Origin of the sequence: Pseudomonas syringae group sp. 243L2 (genome assembly GCF_032587875.1) — a bacterium.
GTDB classification, from domain to species: domain Bacteria; phylum Pseudomonadota; class Gammaproteobacteria; order Pseudomonadales; family Pseudomonadaceae; genus Aquipseudomonas; species Aquipseudomonas amygdali.
On the sequence record NZ_JAWHPL010000031.1, the window covers coordinates 55,667 to 78,903 of the forward strand.

General features: G+C 60.2%; 20 protein-coding genes. 10 read left to right on the forward strand and 10 right to left on the reverse strand.

Annotated elements, in window-relative coordinates; genetic code table 11:
- Window positions 1–23 precede the first annotated feature (23 nt).
- A complete protein-coding gene (locus RYB66_RS20245) occupies window positions 24–2,936 on the reverse strand; it encodes a ribonucleoside-diphosphate reductase subunit alpha (protein ID WP_002554636.1) in 2,913 nt (970 codons plus the stop codon).
- 685 nt (window positions 2,937–3,621) lie between these two features.
- Here RYB66_RS20245 and RYB66_RS20250 point away from each other — a divergent pair.
- Genes RYB66_RS20250 through fhuF form a run of 3 tightly spaced genes read left to right on the forward strand, consistent with a single transcriptional unit; the run spans window position 3,622 to window position 6,720 of the window.
- Complete coding sequence (locus RYB66_RS20250) at window positions 3,622–4,389, forward strand: response regulator transcription factor (RefSeq protein WP_161794678.1); 768 nt, start codon at window positions 3,622–3,624, stop codon at window positions 4,387–4,389.
- Between the two features lie 4 nt (window positions 4,390–4,393).
- Entirely contained in the window at window positions 4,394–6,004 is a 1,611-nt protein-coding gene (locus tag RYB66_RS20255; RefSeq protein WP_117139702.1) for an ATP-binding protein, read from the forward strand.
- Complete coding sequence (gene fhuF / locus RYB66_RS20260; RefSeq protein ID WP_316895281.1) at window positions 5,962–6,720, forward strand: siderophore-iron reductase FhuF; 759 nt, start codon at window positions 5,962–5,964, stop codon at window positions 6,718–6,720. The genes RYB66_RS20255 and fhuF overlap by 43 nt, the downstream gene beginning before the upstream one ends.
- Here the strand turns inward: fhuF and RYB66_RS20265 are convergent, their stop codons facing one another.
- Window positions 6,721–7,446 (reverse strand): 4'-phosphopantetheinyl transferase, encoded by a 726-nt coding sequence (locus tag RYB66_RS20265; RefSeq protein WP_316895283.1) that lies wholly within the window; start codon window positions 7,444–7,446, stop codon window positions 6,721–6,723.
- Between the two features lie 947 nt (window positions 7,447–8,393).
- Here RYB66_RS20265 and RYB66_RS20270 point away from each other — a divergent pair.
- A complete protein-coding gene (locus RYB66_RS20270) occupies window positions 8,394–8,927 on the forward strand; it encodes an REP-associated tyrosine transposase (RefSeq protein WP_316891737.1) in 534 nt (177 codons plus the stop codon).
- 193 nt (window positions 8,928–9,120) lie between these two features.
- Here RYB66_RS20270 and RYB66_RS20275 read toward each other — a convergent pair whose 3' ends face one another.
- Window positions 9,121–9,909: a dienelactone hydrolase family protein gene (locus tag RYB66_RS20275; RefSeq protein ID WP_134929822.1), complete on the reverse strand. Its 789-nt coding sequence runs from the start codon at window positions 9,907–9,909 to the stop codon at window positions 9,121–9,123.
- A gap of 172 nt (window positions 9,910–10,081) precedes the next feature.
- Here RYB66_RS20275 and RYB66_RS20280 point away from each other — a divergent pair, with 172 nt between their 5' ends.
- The 4 genes from RYB66_RS20280 to RYB66_RS20295 all read left to right on the forward strand — a co-directional run bounded on the left by RYB66_RS20280 (window position 10,082) and on the right by RYB66_RS20295 (window position 14,281).
- Window positions 10,082–10,432, forward strand: coding sequence for a hypothetical protein (locus RYB66_RS20280; RefSeq protein WP_002554630.1), 351 nt, complete (start codon window positions 10,082–10,084; stop codon window positions 10,430–10,432).
- Between the two features lie 27 nt (window positions 10,433–10,459).
- A complete protein-coding gene (locus tag RYB66_RS20285; protein ID WP_002554629.1) occupies window positions 10,460–11,137 on the forward strand; it encodes a response regulator in 678 nt (225 codons plus the stop codon).
- Window positions 11,134–12,480, forward strand: a complete 1,347-nt coding sequence (locus tag RYB66_RS20290; RefSeq protein WP_004665996.1) for an ATP-binding protein — start codon at window positions 11,134–11,136, stop codon at window positions 12,478–12,480. The genes RYB66_RS20285 and RYB66_RS20290 overlap by 4 nt, the downstream gene beginning before the upstream one ends.
- 448 nt (window positions 12,481–12,928) lie before the next feature.
- On the forward strand, window positions 12,929–14,281 hold the full coding sequence (locus RYB66_RS20295; RefSeq protein ID WP_316895287.1) for a dicarboxylate/amino acid:cation symporter: 1,353 nt from the start codon (window positions 12,929–12,931) through the stop codon (window positions 14,279–14,281).
- A 68-nt stretch (window positions 14,282–14,349) separates the two neighbouring features.
- On the opposite strand, the gene RYB66_RS20300 is transcribed toward RYB66_RS20295, so the two are convergent.
- On the reverse strand, window positions 14,350–14,844 hold the full coding sequence (locus RYB66_RS20300; RefSeq protein ID WP_002554626.1) for a SprT family zinc-dependent metalloprotease: 495 nt from the start codon (window positions 14,842–14,844) through the stop codon (window positions 14,350–14,352).
- A 194-nt stretch (window positions 14,845–15,038) separates the two neighbouring features.
- Between RYB66_RS20300 and ttcA the strand changes: the two genes are divergently transcribed.
- Window positions 15,039–15,863, forward strand: a complete 825-nt coding sequence (ttcA, locus tag RYB66_RS20305) for a tRNA 2-thiocytidine(32) synthetase TtcA (RefSeq protein WP_002554625.1) — start codon at window positions 15,039–15,041, stop codon at window positions 15,861–15,863.
- Window positions 15,864–15,869: 6 nt separating this feature from the next.
- Here ttcA and RYB66_RS20310 read toward each other — a convergent pair whose 3' ends face one another.
- The 3 genes from RYB66_RS20310 to arsC form a co-directional block, all read right to left on the reverse strand.
- Window positions 15,870–16,541, reverse strand: coding sequence for a DNA-3-methyladenine glycosylase I (locus tag RYB66_RS20310; protein ID WP_316895289.1), 672 nt, complete (start codon window positions 16,539–16,541; stop codon window positions 15,870–15,872).
- A gap of 102 nt (window positions 16,542–16,643) precedes the next feature.
- A complete protein-coding gene (gene wrbA, locus RYB66_RS20315) occupies window positions 16,644–17,249 on the reverse strand; it encodes an NAD(P)H:quinone oxidoreductase (RefSeq protein WP_005744747.1) in 606 nt (201 codons plus the stop codon).
- Window positions 17,246–17,599 (reverse strand): arsenate reductase (glutaredoxin), encoded by a 354-nt coding sequence (arsC, locus tag RYB66_RS20320; RefSeq protein ID WP_002554622.1) that lies wholly within the window; start codon window positions 17,597–17,599, stop codon window positions 17,246–17,248. The genes wrbA and arsC overlap by 4 nt, the downstream gene beginning before the upstream one ends.
- Window positions 17,600–17,728: 129 nt before the next feature.
- Here arsC and RYB66_RS20325 point away from each other — a divergent pair, with 129 nt between their 5' ends.
- Complete coding sequence (locus RYB66_RS20325) at window positions 17,729–18,196, forward strand: TlpA disulfide reductase family protein (RefSeq protein WP_011169249.1); 468 nt, start codon at window positions 17,729–17,731, stop codon at window positions 18,194–18,196.
- 1,200 nt (window positions 18,197–19,396) lie between these two features.
- Here RYB66_RS20325 and RYB66_RS20330 read toward each other — a convergent pair.
- The 3 genes from RYB66_RS20330 to RYB66_RS20340 form a co-directional block, all read right to left on the reverse strand.
- Window positions 19,397–19,804 carry an META domain-containing protein gene (locus RYB66_RS20330; RefSeq protein WP_316895292.1) on the reverse strand — a complete coding sequence of 136 codons (408 nt, stop codon included), beginning with the start codon at window positions 19,802–19,804 and terminating at the stop codon, window positions 19,397–19,399.
- Window positions 19,801–20,238, reverse strand: a complete 438-nt coding sequence (locus tag RYB66_RS20335; RefSeq protein WP_002554619.1) for a hypothetical protein — start codon at window positions 20,236–20,238, stop codon at window positions 19,801–19,803. The genes RYB66_RS20330 and RYB66_RS20335 overlap by 4 nt, the downstream gene beginning before the upstream one ends.
- A 109-nt stretch (window positions 20,239–20,347) precedes the next feature.
- Window positions 20,348–23,101, reverse strand: a complete 2,754-nt coding sequence (locus RYB66_RS20340) for a response regulator (protein WP_316895294.1) — start codon at window positions 23,099–23,101, stop codon at window positions 20,348–20,350.
- Between the last annotated feature and the right edge of the window lie 136 nt (window positions 23,102–23,237).

Sequence of the window (23,237 nt, forward strand, 5' to 3'; positions counted from 1 at the left end):
CTGTGGGGCGAGGTGCGGTTGCCTTACTGGCAAGCCTCACAATCCGGCTCGTCGATTGCGCAAGCCTTTGGCACTGGGGCCGGGCCGGCGGGTGCTGCTTCGGTTGGACGTGGGGCGGTGATCGCCGAGTCGTCCGGGCCGTGGCCGCCGCTCGATACTGCGTTGAGCTTGCCGGTGTTGACGGTGGACTTCTCGGTGCTGGTCGCGGCCAGGGCACGGAGGTAGTAAGTGGTTTTCAGACCACGGTACCAGGCCATGCGGTAGGTCACGTCCAGCTTCTTGCCCGAAGCGCCAGCGATGTACAGGTTCAGCGACTGAGCCTGGTCGATCCACTTTTGACGACGGCTTGCCGCGTCGACGATCCACTTGGTGTCCACTTCGAAAGCAGTCGCGTAAAGCTCCTTGAGCTCCTGCGGGATGCGCTCGATCTGTTGTACCGAACCGTCGTAGTACTTCAGGTCGTTGATCATGACCGAGTCCCACAGGTCGCGAGCCTTGAGGTCGCGAACCAGGTACGGGTTGATCACGGTGAATTCGCCGGACAGGTTCGATTTCACGTAGAGGTTCTGATAGGTCGGTTCGATCGACTGCGACACGCCGGTGATGTTGGCGATGGTGGCGGTCGGTGCGATGGCCATGATGTTCGAGTTACGGATACCTTTCTGCACACGGGCACGAACCGGCGCCCAGTCCAGGGTTTCCTTCAGGTCGACATCGATGTACTTCTCGCCACGCTGCTCGATCAGGATCTGTTGCGAATCCAGCGGCAGGATGCCTTTGGACCACAGCGAACCCTGGAACGTCTCGTAGGCACCGCGCTCGTCGGCCAGGTCGCAGGACGCCTGGATGGCGTAGTAGCTGACCGCTTCCATGGACGTGTCGGCGAACTGCACCGCAGCGTCGGAACCGTACGGAATGTGCTGCAGGTACAGCGCATCCTGGAAGCCCATGATGCCCAGGCCGACCGGACGGTGGCGCAGGTTGGAGTTCTTGGCCTGCGGCACGGAGTAGTAGTTGATGTCGATCACGTTATCGAGCATGCGCACAGCTACATCGACGGTGCGCTTGAGCTTGTCGGTGTCCAGCTTGCCGTTGACGATGTGGTTCGGCAGGTTGATCGAGCCCAGGTTGCAGACCGCGATCTCGTCCTTGTTGGTGTTCAGAGTGATCTCGGTGCACAGGTTCGAGCTGTGAACCACGCCCACGTGCTGCTGCGGGCTGCGCAGGTTGCACGGGTCCTTGAAGGTCAGCCAAGGGTGGCCGGTTTCGAACAGCATCGAGAGCATCTTGCGCCACAGATCCTTGGCCTGGATGGTCTTGAACAGTTTGATCTTGCCTGGGTATTCGGTCAGCGCTTCGTAGTACTCGTAACGCTCCTGGAAGGCCTTGCCGGTCAGGTCGTGCAGGTCCGGTACTTCGGATGGCGAGAACAGGGTCCACGGGCCGTCGTCGAAGACGCGCTTCATGAACAGGTCAGGGATCCAGTTGGCGGTGTTCATGTCGTGGGTACGACGACGATCATCACCGGTGTTCTTGCGCAGCTCGATGAACTCTTCGATGTCCATGTGCCAGGTTTCCAGGTAGGCACAGACAGCGCCCTTGCGCTTGCCGCCCTGGTTGACCGCAACGGCGGTGTCGTTGACCACTTTCAGGAACGGCACGACGCCTTGCGATTTGCCGTTGGTGCCCTTGATGTACGAGCCCAGCGCACGAACCGGCGTCCAGTCGTTGCCCAGGCCGCCTGCGAATTTGGACAGCATGGCGTTGTCGTGGATCGCGTGGTAGATGCCCGACAGGTCATCCGGCACGGTGGTCAGGTAGCAGCTGGACAGCTGTGGACGCAGGGTACCGGCGTTGAACAGCGTCGGGGTCGAGGACATGTAGTCGAACGACGACAGCAGGTTGTAGAACTCGATGGCGCGGTCTTCACGGGCTTTCTCTTCGATTGCCAGGCCCATGGCCACACGCATGAAGAAGATCTGCGGCAGTTCGAAACGCACGCCATCCTTGTGGATGAAGTAACGGTCGTACAGGGTTTGCAGGCCCAGGTAGGTGAACTGCTGATCGCGCTCGTGGTTGATGGCCTTGCCGAGTTTTTCGAGGTCGAATTCGGCCAGTACAGGGTTGAGCAGTTCGAACTTGATACCGGTGGCGACGTAGGCAGGCAGCGCCTTGGCGTACAGGTCGGCCATTTCGTGGTGGGTGGCGCTGTCGGCGACACCGAGGAAACCCAGGCCTTCGGCGCGCAGGGTGTCCATCAGCAGGCGGGCGGTGACGAACGAGTAGTTCGGCTCACGCTCGACCAGGGTACGTGCGGTCATGACCAGTGCGGTGTTGACGTCTTTCAGCGCCACGCCGTCATACAGGTTTTTCAGGGTTTCGGTCTGGATCAGGTTGGCGTCGACTTCAGCCAGGCCTTCACACGCTTCGGTAACGATGGTGTTCAGACGACCCATGTCCAGCGGCGCAAAGCTGCCGTCGGCGAGGGTGATGCGGATCGACGGGTGAGCCTGGACCTGATCTTCAGGGGCACGAACGGCACGCTCCTTGGCGCGCGAATCACGGTAGATGACGTAGTCGCGAGCCACTTTCTGCTCGCCGGCACGCATCAGCGCCAGTTCGACCTGATCCTGGATTTCTTCGATGTGGATGGTGCCGCCCGAAGGCATGCGCCGTTTGAACGTGGCGCTGACCTGTTCGGTCAGGCGTGCAACGGTGTCGTGGATGCGCGACGAGGCGGCAGCGTTGCCGCCCTCAACTGCAAGAAACGCCTTGGTGATGGCAACGGTGATCTTGTCATCCGTGTAAGGAACGACAGTGCCGTTACGCTTGATCACGCGCAGTTGACCGGGAGCAGTGGCAGACAGGTCCTGTGGGGTCTGGCTGGCCTGCGGCGCGCCGGTCGGCGAGTTCTCGCGAGTTGTGTCTGTTTGCATGTGTGACTCCACGTTCCTTTAAGTTTGTTCGGGCATTGCTGCCCACCGTTTCGTTTCGAGCAGTAAGTCGCAAAAGGCGACTCAAGGGCTCCAAAACGAAGGTGGAAGCGGGAGGTGCAGCCGCTTCCAGGTTTTGAAGCCAAAAAGGACCGGGCTGTGCCCGATCCTTTGAAAATCTGATGAAGAATGCGTGTTCGATGTTGCAAAACGTATACGGGATGGCTCTGGCTCAAGCGCGAGCGGTTTGGGTGCCTAAACCGGCTTGAAGTTCAACCCCTCAGACGCAACAAAAATGCTTGAATTTCCCATTTGAGTTGTGCTGGTGTTTTTGCGAAAAACCCCACATGTAGGGTGTGTCTCGTCGCCGGGCTACAAGATAATGCGTTTTGGACATGAATTGCAACGCACCGCCTGTGGATAAAGTGTGTGTAGTTTGTGTATGAATCGCACACCATGCGTGTAGGCCGCATAACTACTGGATCGTGACCGTTTGTCACCGATTTCTGTAGGTGCTGGCGACAGGTTGCTGATTTTTGAGGGCGCGAACCCTATCACAAAAAAACGCTGCTGCAAGACCTGTCTGGCATGTGATGTGCTAAGCCGCGCCGGGTGTCGTGCGAGGTGGGCGGCGGTTGCTACACTCGCCTGCGACGCGGTGCCGCAACCCTTGTTTTGAATAACAACAATGGGTCAATCACAACAAGGGGAGATTGCTTTGGAGCCACACACCTGGCATGTACTGATTGTCGAAGATGACCAGCGACTGGCCGAGCTGACCAGCGATTACCTGCACAACAACGGCCTGCGCGTGAGCATTGAGGGCAATGGCGCGCTGGCGGCGGCGCGAATCATTGCCGAACAGCCGGATCTGGTGATTCTCGACCTGATGCTGCCCGGTGAGGACGGTTTCAGTATCTGTCGCTCGGTACGTGACCGTTACGACGGGCCGATTCTGATGCTCACCGCGCGCACTGATGACACCGATCATATTCAGGGGCTCGATACCGGGGCTGACGATTTCGTCTGCAAACCGGTGCATCCGCGCGTGCTGCTGGCGCGTATTCATGCCTTGCTGCGCCGCAGTGAAGCGCCGCAGGTGCCTGCTGCAGAGCTGCGGCGGTTGGTGTTCGGCCCGTTGGTGGTGGACAACGCCCTGCGCGAGGCCTGGCTGCGCGAGCAGAGCATCGAACTGACCGGCGCCGAATTCGACCTGCTGTGGCTGCTGGTGGCCAACGCCGGGCGCACGCTGTCCCGCGAGGAAATCTTCACTGCGCTGCGCGGTGTAGGTTATGACGGGCAGGATCGCTCTATCGACGTGCGTATCTCGCGCATCCGCCCGAAAATCGGCGACGACCCCATCCACCCGCGTCTGATCAAGACCGTGCGCAGCAAGGGCTATCTGTTTGTGCCCGAAGCGGCGCAGGACATGAGCGGCCACGTGTTCAGCGGCTGACCTTATGAACTCGATCTTTCTGCGGATCTACGGCGGCATGCTCGGCGTACTGGTGCTGGTCGCGCTGCTTGGCGTGTTCGCCCTGCACGTGCTCAATCAGTCGCGCGGCGAGCAATACCGCGAACGTCTGGCCCACGGCACCTTTACGGTGATGGCCGATAACCTTGTGCCGCTCAACGACATCGAGCGCCGCCGCGCCCTGGCGATCTGGGAGCGCTTGCTGGGGATTCCCCTCAGCCTGCAAAGCATCGAGCAGGCTGGACTGGACAGCGGCGCGCGCGGTCGTCTGGCGCGTGGGCAGGTGGTGGTCGAGCAGATCGGCCCGCACGCCGCCAGGGTCTATCGTCAGTTGAACGACAAGGAGCCGCTGCTGCTGAGCGGCGAGGTGCAGCAGATCACCGAGCAACTGGCGCGAGCCACTATTTACCTGCTGATCGACGAGCTGGTGCGCTTTCCGGTCGATGAGCAACCGGCGCGCCTGCAAGCCCTGCGCATCGACAAGGGCTTTGGTTTCGACTTGCATCTACTGGCGCTGGACCAGGCTGACCTGGACGATGACCAGCGCCGCCGCATCTATGAAGGCGACACGGTGATGGCGCTGGGCAAGGGCGGCGACTCGATCCGCGTGCTGGCCGGAATCGTCGACACCAACTGGGTGCTGGAAATCGGCCCGCTGTATCAGATGAACCCTTATCCGCTGCACTGGCTACTGGTGATCGCCTTGATGGGCCTGTGTTTCATCGGTCTGGTAGTGTATTTGCTGGTGCGGCGTCTGGAGCGACGGGTGCTGGAGCTGGAAGCGGCGGCAACGCAGATTGCTCAAGGCAGCTTGCAAACCCGCGTGCCGACCGAGGGTTCCGACTCGGTGGGGCGTGTGGCGGCAGCGTTCAACAGCATGGCCGAGCATCTGCAGCGCTCGTTGATGATCCAGCGCGAGCTGGTGCGTGCGGTGTCTCACGAGCTACGCACGCCGGTTGCACGCTTGCGTTTCGGTCTGGAGATGGTCAGCGACGCCACCACTCCCGAGGCGCGACGCAAATACATGCGCGGCATGGACAGCGATATTCAGGACCTCGACAAACTGGTCGATGAAATGCTCACTTACGCGCGCCTTGAGCAAGGCGCGCCGACCCTGAACTTCCAGCGTGTCGATCTGGATGCGCTGATCGATCAGGTGATCGCCGAACTGGCACCCTTGCGCGCCGACGTGCGGGTTTCACGGGGCGAATGTTTGACCTCTGAAGAGGGCGAAGCCGCCTGGGTCGAGGCAGAACCGCGTTATCTGCATCGTGCGGTACAGAACCTGGTGAGCAACGCGATGCGCCATGCGGAAAACGAGGTGCGTATCAGTTACCGACTGGAGGCGCAGCAGTGCCGTATTGATGTGGACGACGACGGTCCCGGCGTCCCGGAAGAGGCATGGGAGCAGATTTTCACGCCGTTCATGCGTATTGATGACAGCCGCACCCGAGCGTCAGGCGGGCATGGGTTGGGCCTGTCGATTGTGCGGCGGATCATCCATTGGCACGAAGGTCGCGCGCTGATTGGCCATAGTGTCAGCCTGGGTGGCGCGTGTTTCAGCCTGTCCTGGCCACGTACGCAGGTGCCGCGTTGAGTGCTCAGCTGTTCAGTGGTCCGCTTGAGCGCTTCGGGCAGACGTTGCTGGCGGCAGATGATTCGCGCCCTGATTCGCGCCCTGTAGTGGCGTTGCCTGATCTGCTGCAAACCGAGCGGCTTGATCAGTTACTGCTGAGCATTTACGGGCCGCAGTTGATGCCCAGCCAATTGCCGGTGCTGGTGTCGCAGTGGGCCAAGTTTTACTTCATGCAGATTATTCCGCCGGTGCTGGTTGCCAGTCTGGTGCATGGCTGGCATTGGCCGTTGGCGCTTGAGCAGGTCGCACTGGCAGTGGATGAACGTGGCCTGCCGAATGGCGTTCGTTTGGCGGGGAAGGGAGAGGCCTGGCGGGGCATTCCGGCTGATCCGTTTCAACAGTTTGCCGGATTGCTTGATGACAATCTGCAGCCCTTTATTGCCGCATTGAGCGCCTATGGCGGGCTGCCCTGCGCGGTGTTGTGGAGCAGCGCCGGGGATTATCTGGAAGGCTGTCTTGTGCAACTGGCCACGTGCAGCACTGTGTCATTGGCGCCAGGGCTGGCGCTGTTGAGCGAGAGGAAAAGGCCAGATGGGCGGGCCAATCCTCTGTTTCAGGCAGTGCGTTACGTTCCGCAGGCGCAGGGTGGTGAACCGCGCAGGCAACGGCGTGTGTGCTGCCTGAGTCATCGTGTGGAGTGGGTCGGGCGTTGCGAGCATTGTCCGCTGCCCGGCTGATCAGCCTTCGACTGCGACCAGACTCAACAGATGATCACCCAGCACACTGAACTGGCCGTCGAGTTCCTTGCCTGCGTGCCACTCGCTGGACAGATCGATGAGCAGGCGCAAGCGGGCGCTGCCGTCGGCGGACCATTCAAGCAGTTGCGCGTCTTCAAAATAGAAGCGCTTTTGCACGATGGGATAGAGCGCCTTGAACAGCGCTTCCTTGATCGAAAAGGTCAGGGTCACGCGCAACGCGACTTGATCCTGCGCGCCTGCTGCCATGTCGGCCAGCTCGGCAGCCGTCAAAATTTCCCCGGCCAGTCGCGAGGCACGGTCATGGCTCAGCAGGTTTTCCGTGTCCAGCCCCAGCCCGCGCCATTGTCGCTTGTGCGCCACCACAGCGGCGGCCCAGCCGGTGCTATGGGTGATCGAGCCACAGACATCAGCGGGCCAGACCGGCGCGCGGTCTTCACCCACAGCAGGAACATGCAGACGGCCATCCAGTTGGCGCATGGCTTCGCGGGCACAGAGCCGACCGGCGAGAAATTCGGCCTGACGCTTGGCGACCGAGCGCTGAATGCTCGCAGGCATCTGCACCGCACAGCGCTGAAAATCGCCGTCGATCAGCGTGTGCGGATCAAACCGCCCACTGACCAGCATCGCGCCCGGCAGCGCATGCGGCAACGGCCAGTGCTGAACGAGTTCGGGACAGCAGACGGGAAGGTCGGGTAATTGAGTCATGGGCGGCATTTTGCCGGGGGAACGGGTTTGAGGGAAGGGCACTGGTAACTATCCGCGCCCTTCTTGGCGACGCAGAGCGTCGCGACCTGCATTACCACGCTGGAGCGTGGGAACGAGAATCCCACTATCGTGCGTCGCTCCGCGTCGCATGCGTTTCCGGACGCTCCGCGTCCTCTTGACGACGCAGAGCGTCGAGATCTGCATTCCCACGCTGGAGCGTGGGAACGAGAATCCAACTATCGTGCGACGCTCCGCGTCGCATGCCGTTCCGGACGCTCCGCGTCCTCTTGGCGACGCAGAGCGTCGCGACCTGCATTCCCAAGCTGGAGCGTGGGAACGAGAATCCAACTATCGTGCGTCGCTCTGCGTCGCATGCCGTTCCGGACGCTCCGCGTCCTCTTGCGACGCAGAGCGTCGCGACCTGCATTACCACGCTGGAGCGTGGGAACGAGAATTTCAACTATCGTGCGTCGCTCTGCGTCGCATGCCGTTCCGGACGCTCCGCGTCCTCTTGACGACGCTGGGCGTCGCGACCTGCATTACCACGCTGGAGCGTGGGAACGAGAATCCCACTATCGTGCGTCGCTCCGCGTCGCATGCGTTTCCGGACGCTCCGCGTCCTCTTGACGACGCAGAGCGTCGAGATCTGCATTCCCACGCTGGAGCGTGCGGAACGAGAATCCAACTATCGTGCGACGCTCCGCGTCGCATGCCGTTCCGGACGCTCCGCGTCCTCTTGGCGACGCAGAGCGTCGCGACCTGCATTCCCAAGCTGGAGCGTGGGAACGAGAATCTCAACTATCGTGCGTCGCTCCGCGTCGAATGCCGTTCTGGACGCTCTGCGTCCTCTTTGCCAGGTAGAGCAAAAAGCTGGTCACACTTTCATCATTTCCACCCACTCAGTCGGGATGTACCGTTCGGGCCTCTGATGATTCAAGGACGAACTCATGGGCCGAAGCCGGTACACCATCACCGAACGTGAAAAACCCCACTTTCTGACCTGTACGGTGGTGGAGTGGTTGCCGCTTTTTACCCGGCCTGCTCTGGTGGACGTTCTGTTGAACGCATGGCGCTATCAACAGGCTCATCAAGGACTGCAGCTCTTCGGGTATGTCGTCCTGGAAAACCATCTGCACTTCGTGGCTCAAGCCCCCGAGCTAGATAAATGTGTGAATAGTTTCAAGTCTTTCACTGCCCGGCAGATAATCCACGTCCTCGAGAAAGCGAATGCCCAGAGCGCGCTTCAGCGTCTGCGCTTTGTCAAACCCATGCACAAGACCGACAGGGTTTATCAGGTCTGGCAGGAAGGGGCTCATGCGGAGCTTGTGTGGAATGAAGCGGTGATGCGTCAGAAGCTCGATTACATTCACCACAACCCGGTAAAGAGGGGTTATGTGGATGTCGGTGAGCACTGGAGATACTCCAGCGCTCGCGATTATGAGGGGCAGCGCGGTTTGATCGATATTCAGCGCTGGTATTAGCGAATTGATGCGACGCAGAGTGTGCGGAACGAGAATCCAGCTATCGTGCGTCGCTCTGCGTCGCATGCCTTTCCGGACGCTCCGCGTCCTCTTGACGACGCAGAGCGTCGAGACCTGCATTCCTACGCTGGAGCGTGCGGAACGATCATCTCAACTATCGTGCGACGCTCCGTGCAGAAGAAGCATCTGCTAGTCAACCAAATATCTTCTTGAAGAACACCTGCATGTCTGACCAGGAGCTCTGGTCGGCAGCCTTGTCGTAGCCGATGTCCGGGCCGCCGTGGTCGCCGTGGCTCAGGCGGTCGGCGTCGGGGTTGGTGAAGCCGTGTTTGGCACCGTCGATGCTGACGAATTTATAGTCAGCCTTGGCGTCGTCCATTTCCTTTTTAAAGGCTGCGACGTTTTCAGCGGTGACCATGCTGTCTTTGGCACCGTGCTCGACCAGCATCGGCACTTTGATGCCCGGTTTGGCCGGGGTATTGGTGACCAGTGCGCCGTGGAAGCTCACTACGCCCAGCAACGGTTCGCCGCGCCGCGCCGCGTCCAGCACGATCTTGCCGCCGAAGCAGTAACCGATCGCTGCAATTTTTTTCGGGTCGGTCTGAGGTTGCTTCTTCAATTGCTCCAGCCCGGCATCAAAGCGCTTGTCAGCCGCATCGCTGTCCTTCAGCGCAGCCTGCATGAATGCCATCGCGTCCTTCGGGTGCTCGGTGTTCTTGCCTTCGCCGTACATGTCGATAGCCATGGCGCTGTAGCCCAGGGCAGCCAGGTCGCGGGCGCGGCGCTTGGCGTAGTCGTTCAGGCCCCACCACTCGTGAACCACCAGAACACCGGGGCGTGGACCTTTTACCGCGTCGTCGTAAGCGTAGTAACCCACCAGTTTGGTTCCGTCGGCACTCTTGTAATCGATCTGCTCGGTCTTGATCGCTGCCTGAGCGAGTCCGGTCAGGCCCATCATGATCATTGCAATCCACACACGCATGGTCAGCTCCTTTTGATAGTTTGAGGTCGCAAACAACCATAGCCGATTCCGCTGCATCCGGTGTAGATGACTGTTCAGCGCCGGTTCATGCCGTGTTCAGTCGGGGTTCAGCCCGGCGCGATTACTGTTGGGCCGTACCTTGACAGCGTCCCCGAGCGCAAAAGGAGTCGATATGTTGAATCTCAACAAGTTTTTCCTGGCCTTGGCTTTTCTGGGTGGCAGCGCCGCAGCGCAGGCGGGCGATGGTCGGCTTGACGTGGCTCGTATCGAGTTCGGCAAGACCAGCGAAAGGCTTGATGACGCCAACAGCTGGGGGCATGCGCTCGGGGAACAGGCACATACCAATGTTTCTGTGGGCACACTTTATTCACCGCCGGTTTACGGCACCCTGACAGGGACTCACAATGGTGTGCCTGTCAGCCGCGAAATCCTGCTGGGCAGCTATGATGTGACACAACACGTGCCCGTCAGCGCCCGCCTGTTGAGTACTGATGCGACGATGTCGTTTCATTCTTTGTCTTGAGGCTGCGATTGTGCCTGGGAGAGCTGCATGAAGTTGTTGGTAGTTGAGGATGAAGCGCTGCTGCGCCATCACTTGCGAACCCGTCTGACCGAAGCGGGACATGTGGTGGAAGCGGTGGCCAACGCTGAAGAGGCGTTGTATCAGGTCACGCAATTCAATCACGACCTGGCCGTGATTGATCTGGGCTTGCCGGGCATCGGTGGGCTGGACCTGATTCGGCAGTTGCGCACCGTGGGCAAGGCGTTTCCGATTCTGATCCTGACCGCGCGCGGCAATTGGCAGGACAAGGTCGAAGGGCTGGCGGCCGGCGCTGACGACTACGTGGTCAAACCCTTCCAGTTCGAAGAACTGGAAGCGCGGCTCAACGCCTTGTTGCGGCGTTCCAGCGGCTTCATTCAGTCCACCATCACGGCTGGCCCGCTGCTGCTGGACCTCAATCGCAAGCACGCCGCGCTGGCTGAACAACCGCTGGCGCTGACCGCCTACGAATACCGCATCCTTGAATACCTGATGCTCCATCACCAGCAAGTGGTGCCCAAAGAGCGCCTGATGGAGCAGCTGTATCCTGATGACGACGAGCGCGACCCAAACGTGATCGAAGTGCTGGTCGGCCGCCTGCGGCGCAAGCTGGACAGCAACGTGGCGTTCAAACCTATCGAAACCGTGCGCGGCATGGGCTACCTGTTCAATGAGCGCTGTACGTGATTCGTTCGCTTCGCCTGCGCCTGATGCTGGGTGCCGCCACTCTGGCGGTGATCTTCATGCTGCTGATGCTGCCTGCTTTGCAGGGGGCGTTCAGCCTGGCGCTGCGCGGGGCGATAGAGCAACGCCTGGCTTCCGACGTGACCACCATGATTTCAGCGGCGCGCGTCGAAGACGGTCATCTATTGATGCCGTCCGTACTGCCGGGCGAACAGTTCAACCTGCCGGGCAGTCGTCTGCTGGGCTACATCTATAACCGCCAGGGACAGATGGTCTGGCGCTCACTGTCCACCGAAGGCGAGAACATCGACTACCGCCCGCAGTATGACGGGCAGGGCAGCGAGTTCACCAAGATCAAGGAAATCAATGGCGATGAGTATTTCGTCTATGACGTCGAGATCCGGCTGCTCGGCGGGCGCAATGCCGCGTTCAGTATCGTCGCCGTGCAGCCCTTGCGTGGCTATCAGGAAACCATCGACGGTTTGCGCCGCAAGCTCTATCTGGGCTTTGGCGCAGCACTGGCGGTGCTGCTCGGGTTGCTGTGGATGGGCCTGACCTGGGGGTTGCGTGCCTTGCGCGGCTTGAGCCAGGAACTGGATCAGGTGGAAGCCGGCGTGCGCGACAGTCTGAGCGAGGAGCATCCCAGCGAACTGCTGCGTCTGACCGACTCGCTCAACCGCCTGCTGCGCAGCGAACGTGAACAGCGGATTCGTTACCGCGATTCGCTGGATGACCTGGCCCACAGCCTGAAAACACCGCTGGCGGTCTTGCAGGGGGTCAGCGAAAACATCGCCAAGCGTCCCGAGGATGTCGAGCAGGCGTGGGTGCTGCAATCGCAGATCGAGCGCATGAGCCAACAGATCGGCTATCAACTGCAACGGGCCAGCCTGCGCAAGAGCGGTCTGGTGCGCCATCACGTCATGCTGCGGCCTGTGGTCGAAAGCCTGTGCAACACACTCGACAAGGTGTATCGCGACAAACAGGTCAAGGCCACGCTGGACCTGCCGGAGCATTGTCAGGTGCACATGGAAGAGGGCGCGTTGCTGGAAATGCTCGGCAACCTGCTGGAAAACGCCTATCGGCTATGCCTGAGCGAAGTACGCGTGAGCTTTACCCGCTCAGCGGACGGCGATGAACTGTGCGTCGAAGACGACGGTCCCGGCGTTCCGCAGAGCCAGCGCGCGCGCATTCTCGAGCGTGGCGAACGCCTGGACCGCCAGAACCCTGGGCAAGGCATTGGTCTGGCGGTGGTCAAGGACATCATCGAAAGCTACGGCGCACAACTGACCCTGGGCGATTCCCCGCTGGGCGGCGCGGCGTTCAGGATTCATTTCCTGGCGCAGTGAGGGTGTGTTCGTCCAGTTTCAAGAGCGTCCAGAACGGCATGCCAACGCGGAGCATTGGCACGATAGTGTTATCACACCTGTCGTTCCTCACGCTCCAGCGTGGGAATGCCGTGCGTGACGCTCTGCGTCACACCTCTGCGCGTCACCGAGCACTCCTGTCACCACAGAAAGACGGCGGATACCCGCCACTGTGTGCCTATTTTTCCCACCATACGGCGGAAAACCGCCACGTCTTTTTCGGATTGCGTCTACCGTTACCCGTCTGCGCCTTGTAATGCGGGGTTTTGATGGCTATTTGATTCTATGGCACGCCTATTGCTATCTACATGGCAGAGGCCTGCCTTGTGCAGCTCGACAAAACAAATCCCTCCAGTGCAGGAGGGTTAGCGCTTTATAGGCTCGCGTGCATCAGGTGAAGATGCCGACGACGCCCTTGAGGAAAACTGCAATGACGACTCGTCAGCCCATCTACAAATCCCTCTATTTTCAGGTAATCGTTGCGATTGTCATCGGTATCCTGATCGGTCACTTCTACCCGGACACCGGCAAGGCTCTAAAGCCGCTGGGTGACGGGTTTATCAAACTGATCAAGATGGTTATCGCGCCGATCATCTTCTGTACCGTCGTCAGCGGCATCGCCGGCATGCAGAACATGAAGTCGGTCGGCAAGACCGGCGGTTATGCGCTGCTGTACTTCGAGATCGTTTCGACCATCGCTCTGTTGATCGGTCTGATCGTCGTCAACGTGGTTCAGCCGGGTGCCGGCATGAACATCGACGTCAGCACGCTCGACGCTTCCAAGATCGCGGCTTATGTGACTGCCGGTCAGGATCAGAGCATTGTCGGCTTCATCCTCAACGTGATTCCGAACACCATCGTCGGCGCGTTTGCCAACGGCGATATCCTGCAAGTCCTGATGTTCTCGGTGATCTTCGGCTTCGCCCTGCATCGTCTGGGTTCGTACGGCAAGCCGGTTCTGGACTTCATCGATCGCTTCGCCCACGTGATGTTCAACATCATCAACATGATCATGAAGCTTGCACCCATCGGTGCGTTTGGTGCCATGGCCTTCACCATCGGTGCCTACGGCGTAAGCTCGCTGGTGCAGTTGGGTCAGTTGATGATCTGCTTCTACATCACCTGCGCGCTGTTCGTGGTGCTGGTGCTGGGTGCCATCTGCCGCGCTCACGGTTTCAGCATCTTCAAGCTGGTTCGCTACATCCGTGAAGAGCTGTTGATCGTACTGGGTACTTCCTCGTCGGAATCGGCCCTGCCACGCATGCTGATCAAGATGGAGCGTCTGGGCGCCAAAAAATCTGTCGTGGGTCTGGTTATCCCGACGGGTTACTCGTTCAACCTCGACGGTACGTCGATCTACCTGACCATGGCTGCCGTGTTCATCGCTCAGGCGACCAACACCCATATGGACATCACCCACCAGATCACTTTGTTGCTGGTGTTGCTGCTGTCCTCCAAGGGTGCGGCTGGCGTAACCGGTAGCGGCTTCATCGTTCTGGCTGCAACCCTGTCGGCTGTCGGCCACCTGCCGGTTGCCGGTCTGGCGCTGATTCTGGGTATCGACCGCTTCATGTCCGAAGCCCGCGCCCTGACCAACCTGATAGGTAACGCGGTTGCAACCGTTGTGGTTGCCAAGTGGGTCGGCGAGCTGGACACCGACAAGCTGCAGTCCGAGCTGACTTCCGGTGGCTCTGCCATTTTGGAAACCCGTCCTGAAGACGACCTCGGCGTTGCCGAAGGCCCGACTCCAGCCGGTGCGGTGAACACCACCAAAACCGTCTGATTAACCGTCAGGCCATAAAAAACCCATCTTCGGATGGGTTTTTTTATGCCTGTCGTTTGTCTGGGGAGTTATTCCGTGCGCGTCTCGCCGCTGAACACCAACGGCTCGCGGCAGCGGCGGCACAGGTAGCGCCGACCCTTGCGAACCATGCTGTGGCGCTGGGCAGTGAACGGAAAGTCGCTGTCCGGGCAAGGGCAGCGGTAGATGTAACGGATCACGCTGCGTCGCTTGACGGCGTAGGTGTGGCAGCGGTTGGGTGGCAGTTCATAGACGCCGCGCATGATCAGTTGCCATTCTTCGCCATGTGGCTGGATGCTGCCGCCAAACAGCTGGTGGGCAATCAGGTGCGCGACTTCGTGCGGCACGGTCTGGCGCAGGAAGTCTTCGGCGTTTTCCTTGTAGAGCTGCGGATTGAAGCGCAGCAGGTTTTCGTGCAGGTGAGCGACACCTGCCTTCTGGCCGCGCAACTGGAAACTGACCACTGGGCGTTTAAAGGTGCGCTTGAAGAAGGTTTCGGCTTGTTGGTAACAGGTTTCAACGCGTGAATTGAGTTGGTCGGGCATGCTTTAGGATTCTCCAGTGCGCCAAGTATGCCGCAATGTGACTACGCTCTGAAAATGCCGGCCGCCCGGTGGTCGTTTTTGATCAAGGGCGATTGCCAGTCTGAACAGCACGCGCGCAGCATATTTAACCAAAGGTCGGTTATAGGTAAAATGCCCGGCTTTTCTCAAGCTACCGTCAGCGGATATTTCCATAAATGGGCACCCTTTCAGTCAATCAGAACAAACTGCAGAAACGTCTGCGTCGGCTGGCCGGCGAGGCCGTTGCCGACTTCAACATGATCGAAGAGGGTGACAAGGTCATGGTCTGCCTGTCCGGCGGCAAGGACAGTTACACCATGCTCGATGTGCTGATGCACTTGCAGAAAGTCGCGCCAATCAAATTCGACATCGTGGCCGTCAACATGGACCAGAAGCAGCCTGGCTTCCCCGAGCACGTGCTGCCTGCGTATCTGAAAGAGCTGGGTATCGAGTACCACATCGTCGAGAAAGACACCTATTCAGTGGTCAAGGAATTGATTCCTGAAGGCAAGACGACCTGTTCGCTGTGTTCACGGCTGCGTCGTGGCACGCTGTATACCTTCGCTGATGAAATAGGTGCTACCAAGATGGCACTGGGGCATCATCGAGACGATATCGTCGAGACGTTCTTCCTCAACATGTTTTTCAACGGCTCGCTCAAGGCCATGCCACCCAAGCTGCGTGCCGACGATGGCCGTAACGTGGTGATTCGTCCATTGGCGTATTGCCATGAAAAGGACATTCAGGCCTATTCGGACCTTAAACAGTTTCCGATCATCCCGTGCAACCTCTGCGGCTCTCAGGAGAACCTGCAACGTCAGGTGGTCAAGGACATGTTGATCGACTGGGAGCGCAAGACACCGGGTCGCACGGAAAGCATCTTCCGCGCCCTGCAGAACGTACAGCCCTCGCAACTGGCTGACCGCAACCTGTTCGACTTCAGCAACCTGCGCATCGACGAAACCGCTGCGTCGCGGTTCGTCAATGTGGTGAATATCTGAGGGTGCTCAGTGGTTGACGGTGAACGCCAGCATGGCTGACAGCTGGCACATCGGCCGACCGCTTTCTGCGTGCCATTGGTTGAACACGTCCTGCACAATTGCCTGATCGCGTTTGCTGGTAGGCACGCGGTCAACAATATCCTGCGCGTTCAGCGCGGCCACCACGTCCCAGGTCGGAATGAACGTGTCCTTGCCGATCATGCGCAGAAAGCGTGGCGCTGACAGTCCGCCCATCTGGTTGCCGTGTTTGGCAATGTACTGCCACAAGCCAGTGATGTTATCGACCGGCCACTCGGCGACGAATTTGCCGAAACTGCCGTGTTCCTGTTCGATGTCCAGAATCAGTTGCGCATTGCGCGGCACGCTCTTGAGTTTGCCCAGGTGACGGATGATGCGCGCATCCTGCATCAGCCGCTCCAGGTGATCAGCCCCCATCAGCACGACTTTTTCCGGGTCGAAGCGGAAGAAGACTTCCTCGAACGCCGGCCATTTAGAGTCCACCAGGCTGTGTTTCAGGCCTGCGCGAAACACGCGCAGGGCCATGGTCGACAGATAGCGGTCGGCGCTGATGGCTTGCAGTTGTTTCGGTGTCTTCGGGGTCGGCAGGTGGGCTTCCAGTGCTTTGGCGGAGCCGAATCGATTCAGGCAATACTCGTTCAGCCATTTGTAGTCTTGCATCGGTTCTCCAAAGAAATTCAACAGGCAGGTCAAGGGTTCAGACCGACCCTTGCGCTGCAAGTTTGCGATTTAACTGAAAGCGTCAGACCACGCCCTGCCGATTCAGCTGCGTGCTGTGTCCAGCTGCAACGCGGTTTTGGCCAGGCGCTGGCCCAGTGCACGGCACAGGTCAGTCTCATGGCGGTCCAGCGCGCGCTTGCCATCGGCACCGGCGTGATGACTGGCACCATAAGGCGTGCCACCCCCTGCGGTTTCCAGCAGCGCCGATTCGCTGTAGGGCAGACCCATGATCAGCATGCCGTGGTGCAGCAACGGCAGCAGCATCGACATCAGCGTGGTTTCCTGGCCGCCGTGCAGGCTGGCAGTGGAAGTGAAGACGCCTGCGGGTTTGCCGACCAGTGCGCCGGTCAGCCAAAGGTTGCTGGTACCGTCGAGAAAGTATTTCAGCGGGGCGGCCATGTTGCCGAAGCGCGTCGGGCTGCCCAGCGCCAGGCCTGAGCAGTTTTTCAGGTCGTCGAGGGTCGCGTACAGCGCGCCGTTTTCCGGGATCTCAGGGGCGGTCGCTTCGCAGTCGGCGGAAACGGCAGGAACGGTGCGCAGCCGAGCTTCCATGCCGCCCAGCTCGATACCGCGGGCAATCTGCCGGGCCATTTCGCTGGTGGAACCGTTGCGGCTGTAATAGAGGACCAGAATGTAAGGTGTGCTCACGGCAGCAGCTCCAGGATGTTCTCGGGTGGGCGGCCAATCACAGCCTTGTCGCCTGCGACCAGAATTGGCCGCTCGATCAGTTTGGGGTGCGCGGCCATGGCGGCGATCAGTTGCTCGTCGCTCAGGCTCGGGTCGGCCAGGTTGAGTTGCTTGTAATCATCTTCGCCGGTACGCAGCAGTTGCCGGGCAGTGATGCCCAGCTTGCCGAGCAGATCGCGCAAACGCTCTGCGTCGGGCGGGGTTTCCAGGTACAGGACGATATCGGGCGTCAGGCCGCGGGCCTGAAGCAGTTCCAGCGCGCCGCGGGATTTGCTGCAGCGCGGGTTGTGATACAGCGTCAGATCGGTCATTTGCACGTCGCATCTTGTGTGGGGTGGCGTATTCTAACCAGCGATGGCACTGTCCGACATATCGAATGGTCAATAGTCGTAGCCTGGATATAAGTGATTGCAGGTTGAACGGGGCGAGGAAGGAAACAAATGGCAAGGCGATTAACAGCAGCAGTGATACTTTTCGGCAGCTTGCTGCTCAGCGGATGTGGCGTGGACCTGGGCAATGACCAGAACGGCCAGAAGGTGGCCAGCGAGCGAATCAAGGGGCATTGGCTGGTGGTGAACTACTGGGCCGAATGGTGTGGTCCGTGCCGTACCGAGGTGCCGGAATTCAACGCATTGTCCGAACAGCTCAAGGACAAGAAGGTCACGGTGCTGGGTGTCAACTTTGACAATCTGCAGGGCGACGAGCTGAAAAACGCTGCCAATGCACTGGGTATCAAATTCACCGTGCTGGCTCAGGACCCAGCCGAGCAGTACAGCCTGCCGCCCTCCGAAGCGCTGCCGGTGACCTACATCATCGACGACAAGGGCAAGATGCGCGAGCAACTGCTCGGTGAGCAGTCAGCCGCGACCGTTATCCAGAAGCTCAAGGCATTGCGCGGCGAGGGGTGATCGGATCGATTTTCGACGCTCTGCGCCGCAACGAGGACGCGGAGCGTCCAGAACGGCATGCGACGCGGAGCGTCGCACGATAGTGAAATGCGCGAGCAGTCGGCTGTTATCCAGGCGTTGCGCAGAACATCGCACGATAGTCGGGATTATCGTTCCCTACGCTCCAGCGTGGGAATGCAGGTCGCAGACGCTCTGCGCCGCACGATAGTGCAATGCGCGAGCAGTCGGCTGTGATCCGGGCGTTGCGCAGAACATCGCACGATAGTCGGGATTATCGTTCCCTACGCTCCAGCGTGGGAATGCAGGTCGCGACGCTCTGCGTCGCAAGAGGACGCGGAGCGTCCAGAACGGCATGCGACGCGGAGCGTCGCACGATAGTGAAATGCGCGAGCAGTCGGCTGTGATCCAGGCGTTGCGCAGAATATCGCACGATAGTCGGGATTATCGTTCCCTACGCTCCAGCGTGGGAATGCAGGTCGCGACGCTCTGCGTCGCAAGAGGACGCGGAGCGTCCAGAACGGCATGCGACGCGGAGCGCCGCACGATAGTGAAACGCGCGAGCAGTCGGCTGTTATCCAGGCGTTGCGCAGAACATCGCACGATAGTCGGGATTATCGTTCCCTGCGCTCCAGCGTGGGAATGCAGGTCGCGACGCTCTGCGCCGTAACGAGGACGCGGAGCGTCCAGAACGGCATGCGACGCGGAGCGACGCATGCGATAGTGAAACGCGCGAGCAGTCGGCTGTGATCCAGGCGTTGCGCAGAACATCGCACGATAGTCGGGATTATCGTTCCCTGCGCTCCAGCGTGGGAATGCAGGTCGCGACGCTCTGCGTCGAAAGAGGACGCGGAGCGTCCAGAACGGCATGCGACGCGGAGCGTCGCACGATAGTGCGATAGTGAAATGCGCGAGCAGTCGGCTGTGATCCAGGCGTTGCGCAGAACATCGCACGATAGTCGGGATTATCGTTCCCTACGCTCCAGCGTGGGAATGCAGGTCGCGACGCTCTGCGTCGCAAGAGGACGCGGAGCGTCCAGAACGGCATGCGACGCGGAGCGTCGCACGATAGTGAAATGCGCGAGCAGTCGGCTGTGATCCAGGCGTTGCGCGGGGCGTCGCAGGATAGTGATCGTTCCCTACGCTCCAGCGTGGGAATGCAGTTCTAGACGCTCTGCGTCGCAAGTTACGCGGAGCTTCGGATCAGCTATCTTCCAGCCAGAAGCGCAGCGGCTTGCCTTGGGTTGGCCACAGGCGCAGTTGCTCGATGGGCGAGATGTCCCAGCGCTGCACGCTGCTGATGGCTTTGATGAAGCGTTGTTCCTGCTCCATCAGCGCGGGGGCGCACATCTTGCGGGTTTTGCCCACCGGGCCGAAGCTGATGCTGTGGTCGTTCAGCGTATACGGCGCGAACCAGTGGTTGCAGCCTGCATTGCCATATGCGCGGCCATCGGCGCCCAGGGTCATGGTAAGGCGGCTGTTGTCGATTAGCGGACGTTCGCCGATCCACTCCGTTACATAACTGTGATCCTGCTGGATCGACAGCGGGTCAGCGGTACAACCGGCCAGCAGCGCGCCGCCGATCAGGCTCAGGAGCGCAAACTGTTTCATGCCGCTTTCTCCTGGCACTTCTTGCAGAGGTGCTTCTCGCCTTCGGTTTTCCAGCCCAGCTCCGCGATGCGCGCGATGGCGGCAGGTTTCTGCGCCTTGACGCCCAGCTTGCTCTCTACCATGAACTCGAAATTCAGTTCAGCGGCGCAGCTGTCGCAATTCACTTTCCACTGATGAATCGCCAACTCGTCGAACACCGGACCTTTGGCCACTGCAATCCATTGGCCCGGCGGGTTGATCAGGTGCCGGACTTTCTCGACGGTCAGGCGCATGTGCAGGCTTTTGCTGCCTTTGATCGTCACCAGCAACTGGTCGTTGTCGTGAATCGAGCCGCCGTTACCGGTGACCTGATAGCGACCGGGCGCCAAAGTGCGGCATTCGGTCAAGGTGTGCTGCGGGTTGAGCATGCTGTAGCGAAAATCGTGTTCGACCATGGGTCCTCCAAAATTGCGCGCATCCTATCATGCTCTACGCCTTCAGGATCGGACGCCGGGCACCCGCACCGGCATTGCTGCGCTGAAGTGTGAGGAGCGAGCGTTACCATTACGCTGTCACCCGCGCCTCGGATTCCAGGCGAATGATGGCTTTGTCCAAATCGTCCAGAGCTTCTTCGGTGTGCGCGGCGTTCTGCTTGAGCAGGGTCTCGGCGCGTTGACAGGCGGTGCGCAGCTGTGGGACGCCGCAGTAGCGCGTTGCGCCGTGCAGACGGTGAATGCGTTCGATCAGCGCCTGTACATCCTGGTTGGCCCGCGCCGCACGGATGGCCTCGCGGTCGGCGGCCAGCGAGGCCAGCAGCATGGCCAGCATGTCGGCGGCGAGATCCGCTTTGCCCGCAGCCAGGCGCAGCCCTTCTTCATGATCGAGCACCAGCGGCCCGACGTGCCCTTCAGGTGCTTCGTTCTGGCGTTCTGGCGCAGGGTTGCGCAGTGCCAGCCCCGTCCACTTGAGGACCACCTGTGCCAGCTGCCGCTCGCTGATCGGTTTGGTCAGGTAGTCATCCATGCCACTTTGCAGCAGCGAGCGTTTTTCATTGGCCATCGCGTGGGCGGTAAGTGCCACGATCGGCAGTGAGCTCTGGTTGCGTTCAGCTTCCCAGGCACGAATCGCCTCGGTGGCCTGACGCCCGTCCATACCGGGCATCTGCACGTCCATCAACACCAGATCGAACGCTTCCTGCTGCACCGCATTGACCGCTGCATAGCCGCCCTCGACGGCCACGACTTCTGCGCCCATGTCTTCGAGCAGGGTCTGCACCAGCAGCAGGTTGGCCGGGTTGTCATCCACGCACAGCACCCGCGGCGCGCGGCTAGACAACGGCGGACCAATATCGGCGCGGATCGCCCGCGGCGCGATCAGTTCGGACAGCGCTTTTTGCAGTTTGCGGGTACAGGCGGGCTTGGCCTGCAATTGCGTGTAGACATCGTGGACCGCCAACTGGAACAGCGCGTGCTCGGTGGTCGGACATAGCACCATGACCTTGCAGTTGAGGTTTTCCAGATCCCAGATGTGCTGGCGCAACCGTTCCGGGGAAATTTCCAGCGCCGTCACGCCGAGCACCGCCAGATCGATGGCCGACGGGGTCTCGTGCGCCGCCGTCACCCCGTTGAGCAGGTTTTCCAGGTTGTTGAACACGATGGTTTGCAGACCGCAGTCTTCCAGCTGATGCTCCAGCGCCTGCCGCGCCAGGTCATGGTGTTCAAGCACTGCTGCGCGCAGCCCTTCCAGCGGGATGTTGAACGATTCTTCCTTGTCTTCGCGGGCCTTGGGCAGTTTCAGGCTGATCCAGAACTCCGAACCTTCGCCCGGCGTGCTGTCGACACCGATTTCGCCGCCCATCTGTTCGATCAGGCGCTTGGAAATCACCAGGCCCAGACCCGTGCCGCCCGGCTGGCGCGAGAGCGAATTGTCGGCCTGGCTGAACGCCTGGAACAGCGCCCGCACATCCTGACTGGACAGGCCGATGCCGGTGTCCTGCACGCTGATGCGCAGTTGCGCGTGCTCTTCGGTTTCGTCTTCAAGCATAGCGCGGGCGACGATGGTGCCTTCGCGGGTGAACTTGATCGCGTTGCTGACCAGGTTGGTCAGAATCTGCCGCAGGCGCAACGGGTCGCCGGACAGCGCCAGTGGTGTATCGCGGTACACCAGACTGACCAGTTCCAGCTGTTTGGCATGCGCCGCCGGGGCGAGGATGGTCAAGGTGTCCTGCAGCAGATCGCGCAGGTTGAACGGGATGTTGTCGAGCACCAGCTTGCCAGCCTCGATCTTCGAAAAGTCGAGAATCTCGTTGATGATGCTCAACAGGTTGTCGGCCGACTTCTCGATGGTGCCCAGGTAGTCGAACTGACGCGGCGTCAGCTCGCTTTTTTGCAGCAAATGGGTGAAACCCAGAATGCCATTGAGCGGTGTGCGGATTTCGTGGCTCATGTTGGCCAGGAATTCGGACTTGATCCGGCTCGCTTCAAGGGCTTCCTTGCGAGCCAGGTCCAGCTCGATGTTCTGGATTTCGATGGTTTCCAGGTTCTGCCGTACATCCTCGGTCGCCTGATCGATGCTCAGTTGCAGCTCTTCCTGCGCGTTCTGCAAGGTCGCCGCCATGCGATTGATGCCTGACGCCAGTTCGTCCAGTTCCCGACTGCCCAGCGGCGGCAGGCGGGTTTCGAGGTTGCCGTCCTTTAGCTGTGATACCGCCTGCTTGATCTGGCTCATCGGCCCGTTGATGGTGCGGCTCATGCGTACTGCAAGAGTCGCGGTGCAGGCCAGCCCGGCCAGGATCAGCAGCAGGCTGGCAAACAGGCTTCGATAGCCGCGCAACAGCGTGCCGTTATGGGATATTTCAAGTTCGACCCAGCCCAGCAGGGTGTCGGCTTCGGCCGGAATGATCGGGCTGGTCAGGTGGCGTTGATTGCCGAACACCGGGAGCAAATAACGCGTGGCGTCGGTGCCGGTCGAATTGAGCAACTGCGAGCCGCTGCCAATGGGCGAAGGGCTGATCATCGTCGGTCCGGCGTGGGCCAGTGGCGTGCGATCGACGTCGAGAAACGACACGGCGCGCACGTCGGTCTGCTCCAGGGTCTGGGTGGCGATGCGGCTCAGCAGGACCTTGTCCTTGCGCCCCAGTGCGTTGGCGGCCAATGGTGCCAGATCCTGGGCGATCATTTCGCCTCGTTGCAGCAACTGGCTTTGCAGTTCGCTCAACTGCATCCAGGTGAAATAACCACCAAGCATTGCGGCCATCAGGCTGGCAGGCAAAATAGTCAGTAACAGCACACGGCCTTTTATACCCAGCTTGGTCAGCACGCTCGTTCTCCGGCAACACGTATCAGTCCGTCGATATCAGGCATCGGCTGCCTGGCTGTATCGGCACAAGGGGTTGAGTTTAGCCATTTACCGCCAGCATGGGCACCTAACTCTCTGTGCAGGACGAGGCCGCAGT

Coding starts and splice junctions, on each gene's coding strand:
- RYB66_RS20245 (WP_002554636.1), bottom strand. CDS start 2,936: ATGCAAACAGACACAACTCGCGAGAACTCGCCGACCGGCGCGCCGCAG.
- RYB66_RS20250 (WP_161794678.1), top strand. CDS start 3,622: ATGGGTCAATCACAACAAGGGGAGATTGCTTTGGAGCCACACACCTGG.
- RYB66_RS20255 (WP_117139702.1), top strand. CDS start 4,394: ATGAACTCGATCTTTCTGCGGATCTACGGCGGCATGCTCGGCGTACTG.
- RYB66_RS20265 (WP_316895283.1), bottom strand. CDS start 7,446: ATGACTCAATTACCCGACCTTCCCGTCTGCTGTCCCGAACTCGTTCAG.
- RYB66_RS20270 (WP_316891737.1), top strand. CDS start 8,394: ATGGGCCGAAGCCGGTACACCATCACCGAACGTGAAAAACCCCACTTT.
- RYB66_RS20275 (WP_134929822.1), bottom strand. CDS start 9,909: ATGCGTGTGTGGATTGCAATGATCATGATGGGCCTGACCGGACTCGCT.
- RYB66_RS20280 (WP_002554630.1), top strand. CDS start 10,082: ATGTTGAATCTCAACAAGTTTTTCCTGGCCTTGGCTTTTCTGGGTGGC.
- RYB66_RS20285 (WP_002554629.1), top strand. CDS start 10,460: ATGAAGTTGTTGGTAGTTGAGGATGAAGCGCTGCTGCGCCATCACTTG.
- RYB66_RS20295 (WP_316895287.1), top strand. CDS start 12,929: ATGACGACTCGTCAGCCCATCTACAAATCCCTCTATTTTCAGGTAATC.
- RYB66_RS20300 (WP_002554626.1), bottom strand. CDS start 14,844: ATGCCCGACCAACTCAATTCACGCGTTGAAACCTGTTACCAACAAGCC.
- ttcA (WP_002554625.1), top strand. CDS start 15,039: ATGGGCACCCTTTCAGTCAATCAGAACAAACTGCAGAAACGTCTGCGT.
- RYB66_RS20310 (WP_316895289.1), bottom strand. CDS start 16,541: ATGCAAGACTACAAATGGCTGAACGAGTATTGCCTGAATCGATTCGGC.
- arsC (WP_002554622.1), bottom strand. CDS start 17,599: ATGACCGATCTGACGCTGTATCACAACCCGCGCTGCAGCAAATCCCGC.
- RYB66_RS20325 (WP_011169249.1), top strand. CDS start 17,729: ATGGCAAGGCGATTAACAGCAGCAGTGATACTTTTCGGCAGCTTGCTG.
- RYB66_RS20330 (WP_316895292.1), bottom strand. CDS start 19,804: ATGAAACAGTTTGCGCTCCTGAGCCTGATCGGCGGCGCGCTGCTGGCC.
- RYB66_RS20335 (WP_002554619.1), bottom strand. CDS start 20,238: ATGGTCGAACACGATTTTCGCTACAGCATGCTCAACCCGCAGCACACC.